Below are 16784 nucleotides of genomic sequence, written 5' to 3'. Positions count from 1 at the left end.
TAGTCAGTTGTATGTATCACAAGAAAGTTAGTCTTGAAAAATAAGCAATAATTTTCAATTCATGATACGGCAATAACACCAAATATGAAGCGTATTCCTTACCCAATTACAGGGTTTATACCCAAGTTTCGACAATTTGCAACATTAAACCCTAAAAATCGTATACGATTTGTAAATTAGAGCTATGCTATCAACCTTCAACCTCCGGGATAAAGTCCGGTCACATCTGCTTGACCAAATTCGTAAGGGCGAATTGACTATTGGAAAAACTATAAATCTTGCCGCCTTGGCCAGACAAATGGGGATTAGTGTTACCCCCATTCGGGAAGCATTAAGTCAACTGGAGCAAGCCAGAATCATCAACGCTATTCCCAATCGCGGGTTTGTGGTAACTGCTTTAAGTCAAAAAGAAGCTCGAGACCTTTACGGAACCATAGCCCAATTGGAAGTAATGGCCTTGGAACATTCAAATTTTGACAATGAAGATCTAGAAAGGTTACAATCCAAGCAATCCGAATTAAAGTCAGCCGACAACTTTGGTGATAAATTACAGGCCAAATTTGAATTTCATAAATTGTTGGTCAACAATTGCCAGAATACGGTGTTACTGCAAATTTTGGATGATTTAAAGGCAAGACTTCATTTTTACGAATACGGTTTGATTCAGGATGCGGAGTTTTATGCCAACGTTGACCACCAAAGTTCAGCCATTGTGGATGCTATTGCCGAGGATAATACCCCAACAGCTGCTTTGATCCTAAAAATGAATTGGATGTCCGTGTTGGAATATGTTGAAAAAAGAATGCCGGTTACCCGTTAAAATATGAGAGCAAAACCTTCGTTTAGAATATACAAATGTCCTTTCCATGAAATTCTTAAATAGAGAAATCGAGACCTTGGTCAAAAACAAAAAGTTAAAATCGTTGGTCAAACGACAAATCTCATGTGGAATTTTCCAAGACTTGGAGAATTCCAAGCATCAGCGGAGAGAGCCTTCTAACCGTGCTGAACAATAAAAATTATTTGGTGAACAGGGATTTATCCAATCCTGGAATCAAGTTCATGGCATTTTTATAATATACTTTTTCCAATACTTCATCCGGAAGGTCCAATCCATACATAGCCCAGAAAGCGTGGTATTTTTTATAGTATGGAAAATATTCATCCGCCGTCTCCAGCACTCTAAAGTAGGTTGGAAATTCTTCTGGCTTCCAGCTATCCTTTCCGAATAAAATTCGGTCTTGGTATTTGATAAAAAATTCCCTCGCCCTTCGGGGTTGCCTACCCAGTTCGGCAATAATAGCACCTATGCCTACTGACATATTTGGAATCTCCTCCATTAACTCCTCTAACCTATCCAGATTGTTTGCATACCAACCCATATGGGCATTGATAAACTTTGTTTTTGAATGTTTTTTGAACATTCTATGCTGCTCGTCTATGATTTGTTGCCACGGCGCTGGATTAGAGGCGGAGCGTTTTCTTCGAGGTCTAGTTTTTAACTCTAGCCATCTCTCATTGTCTTTATTCATGGGGTCCCAAAACGATTTTGGGTCGGCGGCATGAATCAATACAGGGATACCAAGTTCTCCACATTTATCCCATACAGGGTCAAGTCTTGGGTCATCAATAGCAATTCTCTTTCCATTGATATCTTTGTTTCGAAGCCCCAAGCTTTTATAAATTTTTAATCCTTTTGCGCCACTTTTCACGTCAAGTTCAAGTTGAGCAGCTGCCATTTCCCCCCAATTGGAATTGCCAACACTGCTGAAATCAACATTTGCGAAGACAACAAATCGATTTGGATAATTGTCATTCACATTTTTCAACATGGCACGAAGACCTTCTCCCGTGCCACCACTCAGATTGACCATTACGCCCATGTTGAGCTGGTCCATATCTTTTATCAATTGAGATAAGTCTTGCGTTGCCATCCGAAATTGATGACTATGCACATCTATAAATGGAAACTTGGCTTTACTTACAGGATTTTCGGGTACGACCAGAGTGGATTTTGGATTATATTCTTCAAAACTCATTTCCTGAGCTTTCAGATTAGAACCAAAAATCAATAAAATAAGGCTTAAAGTAACAGTATATTTATTCATTTTTAAAATATTGTTTTCCAGTTATTTGATTATATTTTTCTCTTGTATCAACATCAACTTCTTTACCAGCTGCATCTACCAAGTTTAAAGACTCTTCATATTTTTTAATGATTTTTCTTGCTCCAAAATCCGAGTGTAAATCCTTAAGTTCAGAAAATAGGGAATTATCAAAAATTGCTGGCACTCCAGCTCCATCTGAATAAGTGGTTGCCGTGATTTTACATTCATTTTTGGTAAAATCCATACTCAATTGGGAAATAAAGGTAGTATCTATTAAAGGTTGGTCCACCACCATCATCAACAACGCATCTGGGTTTTCTTTTTTCAAAATGTGCTGTAATCCAAATGAAATGGAGCTTCCCATCCCTGCTTGCCATTCAGAATTCACAATTACTTCGGCATTAAGGGATACAGACTCCAAAATCTCATCTGCATATGCTCCCAGTACTACATACACATTTTCAGTTAAGCCCGTTGCTTGATTTACGGCGTTTTCCAAAAGTGTACTACTTCCCCATGGCAATAGTTGCTTGATCTCCCCATCCATCCTGATGGAGGCTCCAGCGGCCAAAATTAAAATGGTTATGGATTTGGGCATGGTTCAGCTATGGATGTTACCCATTTTATGCTTTAATAGCAAAGGTTCTTTGTTATTTACAACGGAAAGAATTTCACTTAAGATGGAAATTGCTATCTCCTGAGGTGTTTCTGCACCCACATCTATACCCGCAGGCCCATGAATGTTTTCGATAAATTCTTCTGAAATATCAGGATGCCTTTCCATAAGTTCATCAAACAATTTTTCTCTCCGCTTAAATGGCCCTAAAAGTCCGATATAGGCCGGTTCCGTATCTTTTAAGGAGATTAAAAATTGAAGGTCCTTGACAAAACTATGTGTCATAATGACTACAGCGGTTTGCTTGTCCAAAGCCGGCTGAAAGGCCTCGGGCTCAACATTTATTAGTTTATGAATTCCAGGAAAATCCTTTGCAGTTTTCCCCTCTCTTGGGTTGGCAATTACGGTAACTTCCCATCCCGTAAGTGAGGCATACTTACACAGTTGCACAGCATCATGTTCAGCTCCTATAATGACCAATTGAAAGCAAGGTTGCATTTCCTGTTCAAAATGAAGGTGTTCCTTTGCAATTTTTTGAACATGTTGATTCACAGGGAGTGACGCTTCCTCAAAATGGAAATAAGTGAAGTAGTCGGCACAATCACTCTGACTCTTTTTATAACAGGATTTGATTTTAAATGGCAGCCTCTTTTGAACCGTATCCCAAAATTGGGATAAAAACACATCACTGGGTTTAAAAACCTCCAGCAAAATGTAAAGTATTCCTTCACAGCCCAATCGGTATCTTCCATCATACTCCATAACTCTGGAAATTCCGGTATCAAAAACGGATTGGGCCTGACGCAACACTTCTTTTTCCACACATCCGCCACTTACAGCGCCAATAATGTCTCCATTTTCAAAAATCAGCATGCGGACGCCAGGACGTCTGTACGAAGAACCGTCCAACGCAACAACCGTAGCCAGAACAGCTCGTTGGTTTTCACGTTTTTCATATTGGTGGACAATGTTCTTTAATTCGTGAGTCATTCTTACAAGATTCTTTTTGCCGGGATACAAGGAACTAAACTGTTGACCTCATAAGATTCATTCGGGTTTAATCGGATGAACCCGTCCGCTTTGGACAGACTCAACAAATCTCCTGAACCGGTCGTGGAAACCTCTTTTGCCATCAATTTTCCGTCTCGCAAATAGATTTCAACTCCCAAAAACCTGGTCAAATCAGTTTTATTCATAATTGGCTCACTTAAAAATACAGTAAATTGGGTAGTGGACATTCCCAAAGTTTTGTTAAGCCAAGGTTTAAAATAAACATGGTAGTTTGTAAATGTGGAAACTGGATTTCCCGGAAATGAAAAGATTATAGTTTTATGGGATTCATGTTTTCCAAACCAAAAGGGCTTGCCAGGGCGCTGGAGTACTTTATGAAATATTTTTTTTACGCCTAATTCATCAAAGGTGGATGGCAAAAAATCAAATTTTCCTTTGGAAACTCCACCGCTAAGCAGCAGTACATCATAGTGTTCTATCAATTTCCCAAGTTTATTTTTTAAAACATCGGGTTCATCCACTAAATGGTACATATCAGCAGCTACCGATTCATTTCGCAAAAGAGCACTCAACGAATAGGTGTTCGATTTTCTGATTTGATGTGGAAGCGGTTTTTGATTGACATCGACCAGTTCATTTCCTGTAGCAATGACAGCAATTTTGGGCAATTTCTTAACCAAGACTTCTGATTTGCCGACGGTAGCCAAAACTCCAATTTCTGCCGAAGTTATCGCAGTACCAACAAACATCAGCTCATCCCCCACTGCTGTATCACTTGCTTGATAATGGATATTTTGCCCCTCCCTTATGGGTTTATGAATACTAAAACGATTATTTCCTTTCTGTGTATGCTCATACATTACAACGGTGTCCGCATTTTTAGGGACTACAGCTCCTGTCATTACCTCAATACATGTTGACTCATCTTCTAAAACAAGTTGCTGACTTCCTGCTTGTGCAATACCGGTGATTTGGAAAGATGTGTTTGTGTCAATACTCGAATTGAATTTTATGGCAATCCCATCTTTGGTGGCCCTATCGAAGGGAGGAAAATCCCTATCAGCTACAATGGTCTCAGCAAGTATTCGTCCTAAGGATGATTCCAACGAAACAATTTCAGTACCGTAATCCTGAGATTGGGCAAGTACCTTCTGAAATGCTGTATTAAATGCAATCATTAAAATAGCGTTAGTTGTAATCCATTTTTAATCAGTACCCGTATTCCAACAAAAAGTACCAGAAGTGCCGTAATCAATCGAATTCTATTTGCTGAGAGCTTCCCCAGACTGATCCGTACCCCAAGTTGCCCTCCTAACAAAACGGCCAGCAACAATCCCACAATTTCCGGCCAGAAAATCTGAAAGGAACCACTCCAAAACAAGCCTCCAAGTCCAGAAATTGAGTTCACCAAAATGAAAAAACTAGCTAATGCTGCTATCACTATGGGTTTATCCCATTTCATATGGTTGAGCACCGGGGCTAAAAAAATACCTCCACCTATCCCTACCAAACCCGACAAAAGCCCAATCGCACCTCCCAACAGATAGGAAAGATAATTTGGATATTTTTTCAATGTATAGTTTGGTTTAAGCACCATGGTTTGATAAATCAACGCAATTGCTGAAACGATAAGCGCCAAAGCAAGAATAATAAAAAAACTATGTTCTTTTAGCTGAAAAGATGCGCCTAAAAATGCCAAGGGAATACTCGTAATTACAAAGGGCAAAAACTTTTTGAAATTTAGGTGTCCGCTTTTATAAAATAAAACGCAGCTTCCGGTCACCACGGTCAAATTGCAAAGTAATGCTGTACTTCGGATGGTTAAAAAACTGGTCACAACAAGGGCCAAAATGGCCAAATAACTTGATCCTCCCCCAAAACCAACAGCTGAGTACAGTGTGGCTACAATAAAAAAGGAAATAAGTAACAAGATAAAGTCGCCAGGGGCTATGGACATAAGGCCATCATTTTGTTCATCCCTCCTAAAATAGAATAAAAAGTTAAGTTGGGATGGGCTTCTTGAAGTTGCTTGACCGCCAATTCGCTTCGTTTTCCAGATTGACAAATAACATAGACCTCCTTGTCCCCTTTGTTAGGAACATATTGACTTAAATCATTTAAAGGCATATTCAAGGCTTCCTTTAAATGGTTGCTGTTGAATTCCTCTTCGGTCCGGACATCAATTAAAGTGATTTTAGTCCTTGATTCGCGAATGGATTGAAAAGCTTCTCCACTTACAGATTGTACTATATTACAATCCAAAGGCTCATAAAACTCTTGTAATTGCTTTCTCTTTTTGTTAACCGCGTTGGTTTTGAAAGTAATTTTGCTGGTATGTTGGTTCAATCCATTAAACAACAGAAGTTTCCCAGAAAGTACTTCCCCTACTCCGGTTAATAGTTTTATCACTTCCAGTGCTTGCATAGTTCCAATGATTCCTGGAATCACTCCTAAAACACCATTTTCGTTACAATTGGGTACTTCATCTGGAGAAGGCATATTCGGATACAAACATCGATAGGTTGGTCCATCCAAATGGTTGAATACACTCACATGGCCTTCGAACCCATGTAAAGCACCATAAACAAAAGGTTTGTTTAAAATTACGCAAGCATCATTGATAAGGTAGCGCGTTGGAAAATTATCTGTGGCATCTACTACTACATCATAATCCTTGATGATATCCAAAGCGTTTTCCTTGGTCAGAAACGAATCGTGGGAAATTAAAGTTGTTTCAGCGTTTTGCTCCTGAAGCTTTTGAAGGACAACGTCCAATTTTTGCTTTCCCAGGTCATGCTCCGAGTATAAAATTTGTCGTTGCAAATTATGCAACTCTACAACATCTTGGTCCATCAATCCCAATGTTCCCACACCCATGGCATTTAGATATTGGAGTGCGGGAAGTCCCAAACCACCCAGGCCGATAACAAGTACCTTACCTTTGGTAAGTTTGGCCTGTCCAACTTCCCCAAAATCCTTGAGAACAGTTTGTCGGGAATATCTAGACTCCATTGGACAATGTGATTTTGGATTTTATAAATTCATAATCCTCCAGGGAATTGGCATTGTACAAAACTTCATCTTGTTCTGGATACGCTAGGCCTATTTCAGAATTGATTAAAAATTTACGTGGACAACTGCTATCCGTGGATTCTAAATGGGAAATTGCTCTTGCAAGACCTTTTGGTTCCCATATGGTAATCAAAGGTTCTGGCAATCCCGATTCTTTTGTCGCAAACGAAGTCGCCAATTTTTCAGGATTCCTGTTTTCAACCAACTTTTTTAACGAACTCAAATTTATTAGAGGAAGGTCACACGCCAACACCAACCAAGCGACCTCTGGATGTTTTTTATGGGCACTTAATATGCCATTGAAAGGTCCACGATATTCATTTTGATCCACTATAACATTGAAATCTTTTAATAATGAATCCTCCTGTTCTTCCCGCATGCTGAGATAAACTGTATCGCAAATCTCATTCAACAAGCCATAAAGATATTCTTGATGAGGCACGGAATGATACTTGAGCAATCCCTTGTCCGAACCCATTCGAGTGCTTTTCCCACCGGCTAAAACCAAGCCGTATAATTTCGGAATATCCTGTTTCATTATTTTTGGATTTATCAACCTCCTATTGAGGTCATGGAATTTTCAAAGATGGTACTTGCGTGTTCTTCTTGTGCTTCAAAACCGGTCTTTGCGCGGCTTCCAACCGCTTTTAGAATTGCATTCTGCACTCCTGCAACTTCATTTTTCCCTCTGATAATTTCCCTAAGATTGGCTTTAGGTTTACCATATAAACATGTAATCACATCCCCAGTTGCGGTAACCCGAAGTCGGTTACAACTTCCACAAAACGTTCTACTAAAAGAAGGTATTATTCCGAAAGTACCCTTATGACCTTCAACCTTATAATTGATAGAGGTGGATGTAGGAGGTGATTCAAGTTTTTCAAAATTTGGGTAGGATTTTGAAATATGTTCCAAAATCGCCTTGTAGTTCCACTTAATATTCGTGAAATTTTTGCCACCGCCATTAAAGGGCATTTCTTCCAAAAAACGAACGGAAACACTGTAGTGTTTCATCAGCTCTAAAATGGGAATGATGTCTTGTTCATTTTGACCTTCAAGGACTATAAAGTTGATTCTTACATTGAATCCTTCGGTTATCAATCGGATTAAATTATTGTGAACTGTATCAAATTGATTACGTCGAGTTATACGTTCAAAGGTTTCTCGATTAATGGCATCCAGACTCACATTGATGTGCCTGATGCCCAAAGACTTCAACTCATCTATATAAGGGCCAATTAATGTGGCATTTGTTGTTACTGAAATGTCATTGAGACCTTTCATTCCGCTTAATTTTCGCAATAAGATCATCAAATCTTTGCGAACAAAGGGTTCTCCTCCAGTGATTCGAATTTTATCTATTCCTTGCCCAACCAAAACCTCACTGATCTTGGTAAGTTCATCAATGGTAAGAAGCTTATTGTTCTTAACAAATTCAATTCCCTCAGATGGCATGCAATAGTTACATCGAAGGTTACATCGGTCCGTTATAGCGAGCCTTAAATAGTTTATTTTTCTATTGTGATTGTCGACCAGCATATTTCTTTGTCAAAGTATCCGAAAGATAATACTTCTACACCTATTATCCCCCGCTTACAGGGGGAATAAGTGCAATTTCATCGTAAGAATTGATTGTCTCCCCATCTTCAGCGTAGCTGTTGTTCACGGCTACTGCCAAAGAGGAAAGCTTATTGAGTTCTGGGTACGTTTCCCCCAAAAACTGTTTTAATTCTTTTACTGTTTTTGGAATTTTTCGGCCTGTGGCACTAGATGTGGGGACAGACAATGTGGAGCTTCCAACAATGTCCTTGGTAATCCCAAACAATAATATCGTCATAAAATCAACCTATAATTTCCTTTTCAGGTACTTTTAATAATTCTGGTGTTTTGGTGAATGGTTGTTTGTAGAGTCTATTTCCTGTAGCCGCTTTAAACGCATTTGCTATGGCGCCTCCAGCCGGTGGAAGCGTAGGTTCTCCTAAACCGGTTGGTGAAAGCTCATTTTGTATAAAATGGGTTTCCACCAAAGGTGCTTCTTTCATCCGAATTAGACGATATTGGTCAAAATTGTTTGCTGTGGGTCTTCCATCCTTGAATTGCAATTCTCCGTACATGGAATGCCCTACTCCATCAATCACGCCACCTTCTATCTGGTTAAGCGCACCCATTGGATTTACCACGATTCCGCAATCCACAACACAGGTAATTTTCTTCACCACAGGTTCACCATTTTCAATTTCAACGTCCGCTACTTGGGCCACATGCGAATTGTGACAATAGTAGTTTACGAATCCTTGATATACGTTTTTTGGTTTGGTTCCCCATCCAGATTTTTCAACTGCAGTTTTAATTACTTCCTTCATTCGATCTGGTGAATACTGAATTCGCTCATCTTCATCAGGTTTTACGTTGTCCAATAAATCCAACCGCAATTGAATCTTGTCAACATCCATTACTTCTGCTAGTTCGTCAAAGAAGCTCTGCTCGGCATAGGCCAAGAAATTTGTGTACGGGGCTCTCCAAGCTCCTGTAGTAATGTTACTATCATAACTGGCAACATCGACCTGATAGTTTTCCACAGCACCAGCAGGAAAGAAATTAGGTATAAGCCCGTACATATTATCATTTACTGCGGCTTCTTTCAAGTGATAGGCTGTAACTCTCCCATCTTTAAAGCCCGCTTTGATTCTATATTTAATAGCCATTCGATAGATACCATCTTCCATGTCATCTTCTCTCGAATAAACAACTTTTACAGGTTTTTTGATTTTATCCGAAATTTCGGCAGCTTCAATTACGAAGTCACCATATAACCTTCTTCCAAAACCACCTCCCATTCGGGTCATCTCAAGATGAATATCCGTTTCTTCGCGCCCCAACATTTTAGATACCAGCCCTGCTTTCCATGCTGGTGTTTGGATTGGGCCAACGAGATGTACTTTTTCATCGGTCACGTTTGCAAAGAAATTCATGGGTTCCATACAATTGTGCGGCAAAAAGGGAGATTCATAAGTACGCTCCAAAATTTCGTCTGCTTCAGCAAAAGCTTTTTTGATATTTCCATCGGAACGCATGGTGTTGAACTTGTTGCCATCCAACAAATCGTTCAGGATTTTATCGTGTTCCTCCGTACTTTCAACTTTTGAATCTTCTTCCCAAACTGCTTTGATTGCTTCCTTTGCCTTCATTGCCTGCCAGGTAGATTCCGCAATAACCACCACCTTATCACTTGAAGATATTTTACTGCCAAAGCTTGGGTCTTCTGCCAAAAGTCCGCGTACTTTTTCACCAATAGTGACAATATCTATAACACCGGACATGGCACGGGCTTCCGTATCGTCATAGGAAACCAATTTCTGACCAAAAGAAGGTGGGCGTAGCACCGAAGCGTAGACCATTCCATCCGCTTTATAATCCAATCCGAATAAAGGCTTTCCTGTAACAATCTTATTAATATCTACATTGGAAGCATCTTTCCCCATGATCTTATAGTCCTTGGGTTCCTTTAAGGTAACTTCTTCAGGTACTTCCAAAAGAGCTGCCTCATTGACAACATCACCGTAGCCCAAGGTTTCTCCGGCTGCATTGGTAATTACTCCTTCATTAACTGTACATTCGGAAGGGTCAACACCCCAACGGGCCGCTGCTGCGCTCACCAACATGTGTTTGGCTTTGGCACCCGTCTGACGAAGAGCATCCCATCCAAATCTAATGGACTGACTACCTCCGGCAACCTGACGTTGATAATTTTCAGTGTCCAAGATGCCTTGTTCTACATAAACATCTTTCCAAGCTACATCAAGCTCTTCAGCAATGATCATAGGCATGGAAGTCTTTACCCCTTGTCCAATTTCAGGGTTGGGCGAATATATAGTGACGGCACCGTTGTCCGCTATTTTTATAAAGGCATTGAAATCGTTATAGTCCAAACTGGCCAAATCTATTGCGGGTTCGGCTATGACCTTTGGTTTGCAGGATTGCAACAGATTAAAACCTATTACCATACCGCCTCCGGCTAAAGAGGAATTACGAATAAAGGCCCTTCTACTTAATGTGTTGGATTTATTTGCTGACATTTTTTAGTTTTTAGGTGTACAATGGAATGATTAATCCATATTCTCTGAAGCAATCATAACTGCTTTTCGAATTCTTGAATAGGATGAACATCGGCATATATTACCGTGCATGGCATTTTTTACATCCTCTTCGGAGGGACTTGGGTTGTTTTCCAAGAATGCTGATGCTGTCATAATCTGCCCAGCCTGGCAGTAACCACATTGTGGCACATCCACTTCTTTCCAAGCTTCTTGTACTGGATGGGTTCCATCTTCTGAAAGCCCTTCGATTGTTGTAATGGACTTCCCATCAACCTGTGATAAGGTAAGGGAACAGCTGCGCATTGCAGTCCCGTCTACATGAACGGTGCATGCTCCACATTGTCCTATTCCACAACCATATTTTGTGCCCACAAGATCCAAATGATCGCGTAGCACCCATAAAACCGGAGTGTCTGAAGCCACATCAACTGACTTAGACTCTCCATTCACTTTAATTTGATACGTTGGCATAGTTTTTTGAATTGAGATGTTGTCAGTTTGAAGTTACCAAGAATTTATCTCGATTGCTTTTTTTTTAACAACAACGGCATTTTTTTAACTTTTCTTTAAATCTATTATCGCCGTTCAAAATAATTTTCAGGGGAATTGAACGTTTTTCAAGCAGAACCTCAATTTTATGAAAATGAAAAACGCAATCAAGTACCTATCTATATCTTTTTTTATAATCTTCCTTGTTTCCTGCGGTAATGCCGATGATGATGTGAGCTTTGACATCAATCAAGGTGAACTTGGAAAAGGAAAAGAACCTGACAATTGTTTAGGTTTTGAAGATAACGGGCTCTTACTTTCCATTCAGGATCAATTTACCACCTTGCCCGGGAAAGTTTCCATTCTTTTTAAGGTGTCAGATCTGTTGGGAAATCCCATTTCTGGGCTTACCGCAAATCAATTCACCATTTATGAGCAAGGTAGAAATGATGATTGTTTCAATACGATTTCATCTTCTGAATCCCTGGCAAGAATTTCACCCAACTCCCAGATATTTAGCAACAATACCTTATTGGTGTTGGATTTAAGCAATAGCGTATTGGAAAGCAGTTTGGATGAATTAAAAACTGCATCCACAAGTTTTATCAATAATGTAATGCCTTCTCCAGAAACAAATTCTTTTAAAATGGCCATTTATTGGTTTGATGGGGAAGACCAGCTCCACCTTTTAAACGATCTTACCTCTTCTACTACAGAACTTACGGCCGCTATTGATGGGATTACGGCGGATATCAGCAACGATCCTTCAACCGATTTATACGGAGCGGTTATAAAATCGGTGGATTTTGCAGAGGATTTATTGCAGGAAAACAATCAAGCATCGATCATTGGAGCTGCTTCCATTGTTTTGTTCACTGATGGAACCGATCAAGCTTCCCGTTTCACAAAGGACGCTGCGCTTAAAGCAGTTGATCAGGCGGATCGAAATATTTCATTCTTCACCATCGGGCTTGGAGCCGAAATAGATACCGAAATCTTGAAAGAAATTGGGAAAACTGCCAGTGTTTTTGCCAGCAATAAAGAGGAATTGGAAGCAACATTTACCCAAATTTCCCAAAGAGTTTCTGAGCAAGCAAATAGCTTTTATTTATTTGAATATTGTACTCCTAAGCGTGATGGAAGTGGGGATAACAACTTGGTGATTCAGTTGACAGATGCGGGTTTACAGGGGGCTGTGCAAACGAAATTCAGCGCAAACGGATTCACAGGTGGTTGTGAATAAATAGGCTTCATTGTTGTTTTTCATGTAACAAAAGAACGGATTTGAGTCTGCTTTAAATTATTATCTTGAGCTCCAAACTAAACGTACTTAACATGATTTTTGGCAGAAAACTTTCTTATGTATTGATTCTCAGTGTTATTTCATTAAACCCATTCTTTGTTAACGCACAAAAATTTCATCCCCTTGAAGGAAGATGGGATTTGGAAATGGAATTCAAAGGAAAAACGGTGCCATCTTGGTTGGAGGTACGCCATTCCGGAGTTGAAACTTTGGTCGGCCGATTTGTTTTTGCCATGGGAAGTGCCCGACCAATATCTGAGGTGAAAATCCATGGGAATAAATTCAGTTTTGACATTCCAAAGCAATGGGAACCGGCTGGAAATGATATGGTTTTTCACGGAGAATTGATTGATGATGTCCTTAAGGGTACCATGATCTATACTGATGGTAGTGTTACTTCTTGGAAAGGTGTTCGGGCGCCTAAACTACTAACAACTGAAAATCCAAAATGGGATAAACCGGTGGCTCTTTTTAATGGAAAAAATTTGGATGGCTGGCATTTGGATTCGGACAATAGCCAGTGGTCCGTTGAAAATGGAATACTTACAAATGCAAAGGGAGGTGCTAACCTCATCAGTGACCAAAAATTTACCGATTTCAAGCTCAAGGTTGAATTTCGCTATCCCGAAGGGAGCAATAGTGGAATTTATCTAAGAGGGCGTTACGAAGTTCAAATAGCAGACAATAAGGGCCTTGAGCCTTCCGATATTTATTTCAGTGGTATTTATGGTTTTCTTGAACCCAATGAAAACACAGCCAAAAATCCTGGAGAATGGCAAACATATGACATCACTTTAATTGGAAGAAGGGTAACCATTGTAGCGAATGGCAAAACGGTGATTTCGGACCAAACCATTCCTGGAATCACTGGAGGCGCATTGGATAGCAAGGAAGGGGAACCGGGATCATTTATGATCCAAGGTGATCATGGCGCCGTTGAGTTTAGAAAGTTTGAGATTACACCAATAAAACAGTAATAAAAAAAAGCACATCTTTAAAGATGTGCCTTTTCATTGTTTGCATATTGGATAGAGTTACTTTATAGGTGTCAATTCAATATTTCTCCACTTCACACGAATTCCACCTCCATCATGAATTTGTAGGGCAACCCCACCTTCACCTTTTCCTATTTTCTCATCGGTCAGTTGCACCATCTCTACCCCATTGAGCCAAGTAGTAACGCTATCGCCATTTACCAAGATTTTCATAGTGTTCCACTCCCCCATTTTAAGGGCTTTGTCTTTTTCCGCATCTGGCTTGATTAACCATCCTCGGCCGTAAGATTCGTAGATTCCGCCAGTGGCATGTCCGGGAGGGGCAACTTCTACCTGCCAACCAGAAACTTTGGTGCCATCAACCGTAGAACGGATAAAAACCCCACTGTTTCCATTATTTTCCTGTTTGAATTCCAAAGTCAACTCAAAATTCTTATAGAATTTTTTTGTGCTCAAATATCCATAACCCGCCTTGGGGCCACTTTCACAGATTAATTCGCCGTTTTCAACAAACCATTTTTCTTCTCCATGGTTCACCCAACCTTTCAAATTCTTACCGTTGAACAGTTTAATTGTTTTTTGCGCATTTCCAAATTGTACTGAAAAGACCGCTAAAAGGATTAGGATAAATTTTGTTTTCATTTTTTGATTTTATCTTGTTTTAAAGGCATTCAAGGTAGTGATTTCCCTACTTAACTGATGGGTTTGGAACGGCTTTTGGTAGGGTTTTTAGACCAACGATTGTTTTTAAAGTATAGACAACAACTAATTGCATCCTAAGGACCAAGAAAAGTTTAACTCAAAAAAAAGAATATTATGGATGTAGTAAAAGAAATAATTCAGAACAGTGCAATAGGTCCGCTATCAAACGGATACAAAGGTGTAATACTTTCTCTATTTGCCTCGATTGTGGGAACTTTACTTACCATGTTGATTGTTTTACTGGTAAAAGGCTCTGAAATGAATATCCAATTTGGATATTAACGATAGATCAGTGCATTCCGAAAGTTTTGCCCCTTCAATGGCTTGGACAAATCCAAAAGGAATCCATTGATAACAGCATGGGTCAATTTCCCTTCTCTTTCCAAAAAGAAAGTGGGATTGACTCCCGGAGCAAGGTTAAAATCTTCCAATTTGAAATCCTTTCCAACAACGTGCATTGGTTCATTGTTATGGGTAAGCTCCACAATTGGTTCGGATTTGGTATAAGCAATACCTGCTTCCAAGCAAGATTTGATATCATTTCTTTTACAGTCAAATCGACCTTTGATTCTTGGAGGTACAATCTTATAACCAGAGGCATCAAAAGTTTCGTAACCATAGAAAGTGGATAAATCTCCTTGATCTATAATAATGCTTTTGTTGTAAAATGAATCATGCTCTTCATCATCCACTTCTTGTCGGTAGATTCCCAAATCAAGGATATAATCTTTGCCTAACAGCTCATAAGTGACATTCTCAATTTTTAAATCGAAAAGTTTTCTATCGTTTCTGGGGATTTTCTCGTAATCTTCAATGGGAATGTCCAAATAACTTTCTTGGGCAATGGTATAAAGCGCCGAAAGAATGGAAACATAGTTCAGCTTTCGTATCTCTTGTTTTTCAATATCGTTGGTATAGCCGCCAGATTCTATCAAAATAAGGCTTGTCCCCCATTTGGCGATGTTATCCCCAAAAGCACGAGGCTCAAAATCATCGCTGTAGCGTCCCACCTGTCCGGGAGCATAGTTTTGGATGATCTTGTTCATATAGACAATCACTTTCATGGCATTGGAACGCACCTCATTAATGTCCTTTTCATAATTATATGCCGTAGCCAAATACGAAATAGTGGCAGGTTTGTTGGTCAATTCGGCATTGTAATAGGTGCTTTGGTCATGCAGGTTGAAACCGAATTTGGCGTCAAGGCTATCACGAACCATTTTTAAGGTTCTCCCTTCGGGAGATTGTAATCTTAGGGCATCCCGGTTTATGTCAATTCCTAAGGCGTTACGGCGTTGATACACTTCTGCCCCATCTGGATTCAACATGGGCAGGAAATGGAGTTTGAGTTTTGATAAGATTTCTCTTTTTTCCTTTTCGAATTGCGGAGCATCCAAAAAATTGAGGATATCAAAAATGGCCTGGGTCGCCGTGGGTTCATTCCCATGCATTTGAGACCAAAGGAAAATATTTGTTGGTCCTGAACCAATACTGATCAAATGTAAATCTCTACCTTGAATGGACTCTCCTACTTTTTGCACCTCAAACTTTGGATTGGCGGCAAACCGTTGAATCAGTGGTTGTATTTGTTGATGTTTGATCCTGCGTTTTTGTAGGGATGACTCTTTATATTGCTCGTAAGTTTCGTATAGGTTGGTGGTAATGGTTTCTTGGGCGTATGAAAGAACACTGAAACATCCTATCAAAAGAAAAATTCTAAATCGCATATTATTTTTTTGCGGGTACGGGTTTAAAATTAAACCTTTTCGTCGCTTTTCTCACTTTTTTCATAAAATCCGTTCCAGGATCCGTTTTTTCGGTACGGTAACCATCATCTACTTCCAGCCATAATGGATGTCCCTCGAATAGCGTATACTCATAATGACCTATCAGATATTCGATGTCATATTTTTCAGCCAAATAACTCACAAGCCAAATATTTGAGTTTAATTGTTCCCTGGTCAACGGATGTTTATCCAATCCGCCAACATTTTCCACACCTATGGAACAGTGATTTAACCCAATCACATGTCTTCCCATATAATTTTCGGGCATCAACCTATAAATGGTTCCATCACGGTCCACCAAAAATTGGGTAGAAACATTTAAGCCGCTCACATTTTCAATATCTGGACGCCAATTGGGTAATTTTGTGTCCTTAAACGCATCAAATGATTCCTCAAGGGTTGGAATGGCGGTCCAGTGCAGCACTATCATTTTTGGCTGAATTTCTGGATTGTCTTGTTCAATATTGTATCGTTGGGAAAGATATTCCTTGGTCAATTCAATCCGTTCCTCATTGAAAACTATAGGCTGATCTATAATGTTTCGTTGTACTTGGCACGACCACAGCAAGCTTAAAAAGACTATTATATATGCTGTTTTTCTCAT

18 protein-coding genes are annotated in these 16784 nt (G+C 39.7%); 4 read left to right on the top strand and 14 right to left on the bottom strand.

What is annotated here, in order from left to right; all coding sequences use genetic code 11:
• Nucleotides 1–184 precede the first annotated feature (184 nt).
• Complete coding sequence (locus ACULLG_RS11570) at nucleotides 185–820, top strand: GntR family transcriptional regulator (RefSeq protein ID WP_452126950.1); 636 nt, start codon at nucleotides 185–187, stop codon at nucleotides 818–820.
• Between the two features lie 199 nt (nucleotides 821–1019).
• Here the strand turns inward: ACULLG_RS11570 and ACULLG_RS11565 are convergent, their stop codons facing one another.
• Genes ACULLG_RS11565 through ACULLG_RS11515 form a run of 11 tightly spaced genes read right to left on the bottom strand, consistent with a single transcriptional unit; the run spans nucleotide 1020 to nucleotide 11375 of the window.
• A complete protein-coding gene (locus ACULLG_RS11565; RefSeq protein WP_452126949.1) occupies nucleotides 1020–2108 on the bottom strand; it encodes an amidohydrolase family protein in 1089 nt (362 codons plus the stop codon).
• Nucleotides 2101–2706 (bottom strand): nucleotidyltransferase family protein, encoded by a 606-nt coding sequence (locus ACULLG_RS11560; protein WP_452126948.1) that lies wholly within the window; start codon nucleotides 2704–2706, stop codon nucleotides 2101–2103. The genes ACULLG_RS11565 and ACULLG_RS11560 overlap by 8 nt, the downstream gene beginning before the upstream one ends.
• Nucleotides 2707–2709: 3 nt before the next feature.
• A complete protein-coding gene (locus tag ACULLG_RS11555) occupies nucleotides 2710–3714 on the bottom strand; it encodes an XdhC family protein (RefSeq protein ID WP_452126947.1) in 1005 nt (334 codons plus the stop codon).
• A 2-nt stretch (nucleotides 3715–3716) separates the two neighbouring features.
• Nucleotides 3717–4913 carry a molybdopterin molybdotransferase MoeA gene (locus ACULLG_RS11550; RefSeq protein WP_452126946.1) on the bottom strand — a complete coding sequence of 399 codons (1197 nt, stop codon included), beginning with the start codon at nucleotides 4911–4913 and terminating at the stop codon, nucleotides 3717–3719.
• Nucleotides 4913–5692, bottom strand: coding sequence for a sulfite exporter TauE/SafE family protein (locus ACULLG_RS11545; RefSeq protein ID WP_452126945.1), 780 nt, complete (start codon nucleotides 5690–5692; stop codon nucleotides 4913–4915). The genes ACULLG_RS11550 and ACULLG_RS11545 overlap by 1 nt, the downstream gene beginning before the upstream one ends.
• Nucleotides 5683–6747 carry a ThiF family adenylyltransferase gene (locus tag ACULLG_RS11540; protein WP_452126944.1) on the bottom strand — a complete coding sequence of 355 codons (1065 nt, stop codon included), beginning with the start codon at nucleotides 6745–6747 and terminating at the stop codon, nucleotides 5683–5685. Before ACULLG_RS11540 ends, ACULLG_RS11545 begins: the two co-directional genes overlap by 10 nt.
• Complete coding sequence (locus tag ACULLG_RS11535) at nucleotides 6737–7345, bottom strand: NTP transferase domain-containing protein (protein ID WP_452126943.1); 609 nt, start codon at nucleotides 7343–7345, stop codon at nucleotides 6737–6739. The genes ACULLG_RS11540 and ACULLG_RS11535 overlap by 11 nt, the downstream gene beginning before the upstream one ends.
• 14 nt (nucleotides 7346–7359) lie before the next feature.
• A complete protein-coding gene (gene moaA, locus ACULLG_RS11530; RefSeq protein ID WP_452126942.1) occupies nucleotides 7360–8346 on the bottom strand; it encodes a GTP 3',8-cyclase MoaA in 987 nt (328 codons plus the stop codon).
• A gap of 43 nt (nucleotides 8347–8389) precedes the next feature.
• A complete protein-coding gene (locus tag ACULLG_RS11525) occupies nucleotides 8390–8644 on the bottom strand; it encodes a MoaD/ThiS family protein (RefSeq protein ID WP_452126941.1) in 255 nt (84 codons plus the stop codon).
• A gap of 4 nt (nucleotides 8645–8648) precedes the next feature.
• On the bottom strand, nucleotides 8649–10883 hold the full coding sequence (locus tag ACULLG_RS11520) for a molybdopterin cofactor-binding domain-containing protein (RefSeq protein WP_452126940.1): 2235 nt from the start codon (nucleotides 10881–10883) through the stop codon (nucleotides 8649–8651).
• Nucleotides 10884–10913: 30 nt separating this feature from the next.
• Nucleotides 10914–11375: a (2Fe-2S)-binding protein gene (locus ACULLG_RS11515; RefSeq protein WP_452126939.1), complete on the bottom strand. Its 462-nt coding sequence runs from the start codon at nucleotides 11373–11375 to the stop codon at nucleotides 10914–10916.
• A 172-nt stretch (nucleotides 11376–11547) separates the two neighbouring features.
• On the opposite strand from ACULLG_RS11515, the gene ACULLG_RS11510 reads away from it, so the two are divergent.
• Together ACULLG_RS11510 and ACULLG_RS11505 are read left to right on the top strand one after the other, a co-directional pair.
• Nucleotides 11548–12636 carry a vWA domain-containing protein gene (locus tag ACULLG_RS11510; RefSeq protein WP_452126938.1) on the top strand — a complete coding sequence of 363 codons (1089 nt, stop codon included), beginning with the start codon at nucleotides 11548–11550 and terminating at the stop codon, nucleotides 12634–12636.
• A gap of 65 nt (nucleotides 12637–12701) precedes the next feature.
• Nucleotides 12702–13673, top strand: a complete 972-nt coding sequence (locus tag ACULLG_RS11505; protein ID WP_452126937.1) for a 3-keto-disaccharide hydrolase — start codon at nucleotides 12702–12704, stop codon at nucleotides 13671–13673.
• Nucleotides 13674–13730: 57 nt separating this feature from the next.
• Here ACULLG_RS11505 and ACULLG_RS11500 read toward each other — a convergent pair whose 3' ends face one another.
• Complete coding sequence (locus ACULLG_RS11500; RefSeq protein ID WP_452126936.1) at nucleotides 13731–14333, bottom strand: 3-keto-disaccharide hydrolase; 603 nt, start codon at nucleotides 14331–14333, stop codon at nucleotides 13731–13733.
• 174 nt (nucleotides 14334–14507) lie between these two features.
• Here ACULLG_RS11500 and ACULLG_RS11495 point away from each other — a divergent pair, with 174 nt between their 5' ends.
• On the top strand, nucleotides 14508–14675 hold the full coding sequence (locus ACULLG_RS11495; protein WP_452126935.1) for a hypothetical protein: 168 nt from the start codon (nucleotides 14508–14510) through the stop codon (nucleotides 14673–14675).
• On the opposite strand, the gene ACULLG_RS11490 is transcribed toward ACULLG_RS11495, so the two are convergent.
• On the bottom strand, nucleotides 14672–16120 hold the full coding sequence (locus tag ACULLG_RS11490) for a M14 family zinc carboxypeptidase (protein WP_452126934.1): 1449 nt from the start codon (nucleotides 16118–16120) through the stop codon (nucleotides 14672–14674). The genes ACULLG_RS11495 and ACULLG_RS11490 overlap by 4 nt on opposite strands.
• Before the next feature lies 1 nt (nucleotide 16121).
• Nucleotides 16122–16784 (bottom strand): peptidoglycan recognition protein family protein, encoded by a 663-nt coding sequence (locus ACULLG_RS11485; RefSeq protein ID WP_452126933.1) that lies wholly within the window; start codon nucleotides 16782–16784, stop codon nucleotides 16122–16124.

This window comes from Flagellimonas sp. 2504JD1-5 (assembly GCF_053618295.1).
Note: the sequence above shows the minus strand (reverse complement) of the source record. Positions and strands in the feature narration are given on the sequence as shown.

Bases quoted from the DNA above. Each gene is read 5' to 3' on its own strand.
- ACULLG_RS11500 (WP_452126936.1), bottom strand. From the start codon at position 14,333: ATGAAAACAAAATTTATCCTAATCCTTTTAGCGGTCTTTTCAGTACAA.
- ACULLG_RS11570 (WP_452126950.1), top strand. From the start codon at position 185: ATGCTATCAACCTTCAACCTCCGGGATAAAGTCCGGTCACATCTGCTT.
- ACULLG_RS11560 (WP_452126948.1), bottom strand. From the start codon at position 2,706: ATGCCCAAATCCATAACCATTTTAATTTTGGCCGCTGGAGCCTCCATC.
- ACULLG_RS11550 (WP_452126946.1), bottom strand. From the start codon at position 4,913: ATGATTGCATTTAATACAGCATTTCAGAAGGTACTTGCCCAATCTCAG.
- ACULLG_RS11535 (WP_452126943.1), bottom strand. From the start codon at position 7,345: ATGAAACAGGATATTCCGAAATTATACGGCTTGGTTTTAGCCGGTGGG.
- ACULLG_RS11520 (WP_452126940.1), bottom strand. From the start codon at position 10,883: ATGTCAGCAAATAAATCCAACACATTAAGTAGAAGGGCCTTTATTCGT.
- ACULLG_RS11495 (WP_452126935.1), top strand. From the start codon at position 14,508: ATGGATGTAGTAAAAGAAATAATTCAGAACAGTGCAATAGGTCCGCTA.
- ACULLG_RS11540 (WP_452126944.1), bottom strand. From the start codon at position 6,747: ATGGAGTCTAGATATTCCCGACAAACTGTTCTCAAGGATTTTGGGGAA.
- ACULLG_RS11510 (WP_452126938.1), top strand. From the start codon at position 11,548: ATGAAAAACGCAATCAAGTACCTATCTATATCTTTTTTTATAATCTTC.
- ACULLG_RS11515 (WP_452126939.1), bottom strand. From the start codon at position 11,375: ATGCCAACGTATCAAATTAAAGTGAATGGAGAGTCTAAGTCAGTTGAT.
- ACULLG_RS11490 (WP_452126934.1), bottom strand. From the start codon at position 16,120: ATGCGATTTAGAATTTTTCTTTTGATAGGATGTTTCAGTGTTCTTTCA.
- ACULLG_RS11565 (WP_452126949.1), bottom strand. From the start codon at position 2,108: ATGAATAAATATACTGTTACTTTAAGCCTTATTTTATTGATTTTTGGT.
- moaA (WP_452126942.1), bottom strand. From the start codon at position 8,346: ATGCTGGTCGACAATCACAATAGAAAAATAAACTATTTAAGGCTCGCT.
- ACULLG_RS11525 (WP_452126941.1), bottom strand. From the start codon at position 8,644: ATGACGATATTATTGTTTGGGATTACCAAGGACATTGTTGGAAGCTCC.
- ACULLG_RS11485 (WP_452126933.1), bottom strand. From the start codon at position 16,784: ATGAGAAAAACAGCATATATAATAGTCTTTTTAAGCTTGCTGTGGTCG.
- ACULLG_RS11545 (WP_452126945.1), bottom strand. From the start codon at position 5,692: ATGTCCATAGCCCCTGGCGACTTTATCTTGTTACTTATTTCCTTTTTT.
- ACULLG_RS11555 (WP_452126947.1), bottom strand. From the start codon at position 3,714: ATGACTCACGAATTAAAGAACATTGTCCACCAATATGAAAAACGTGAA.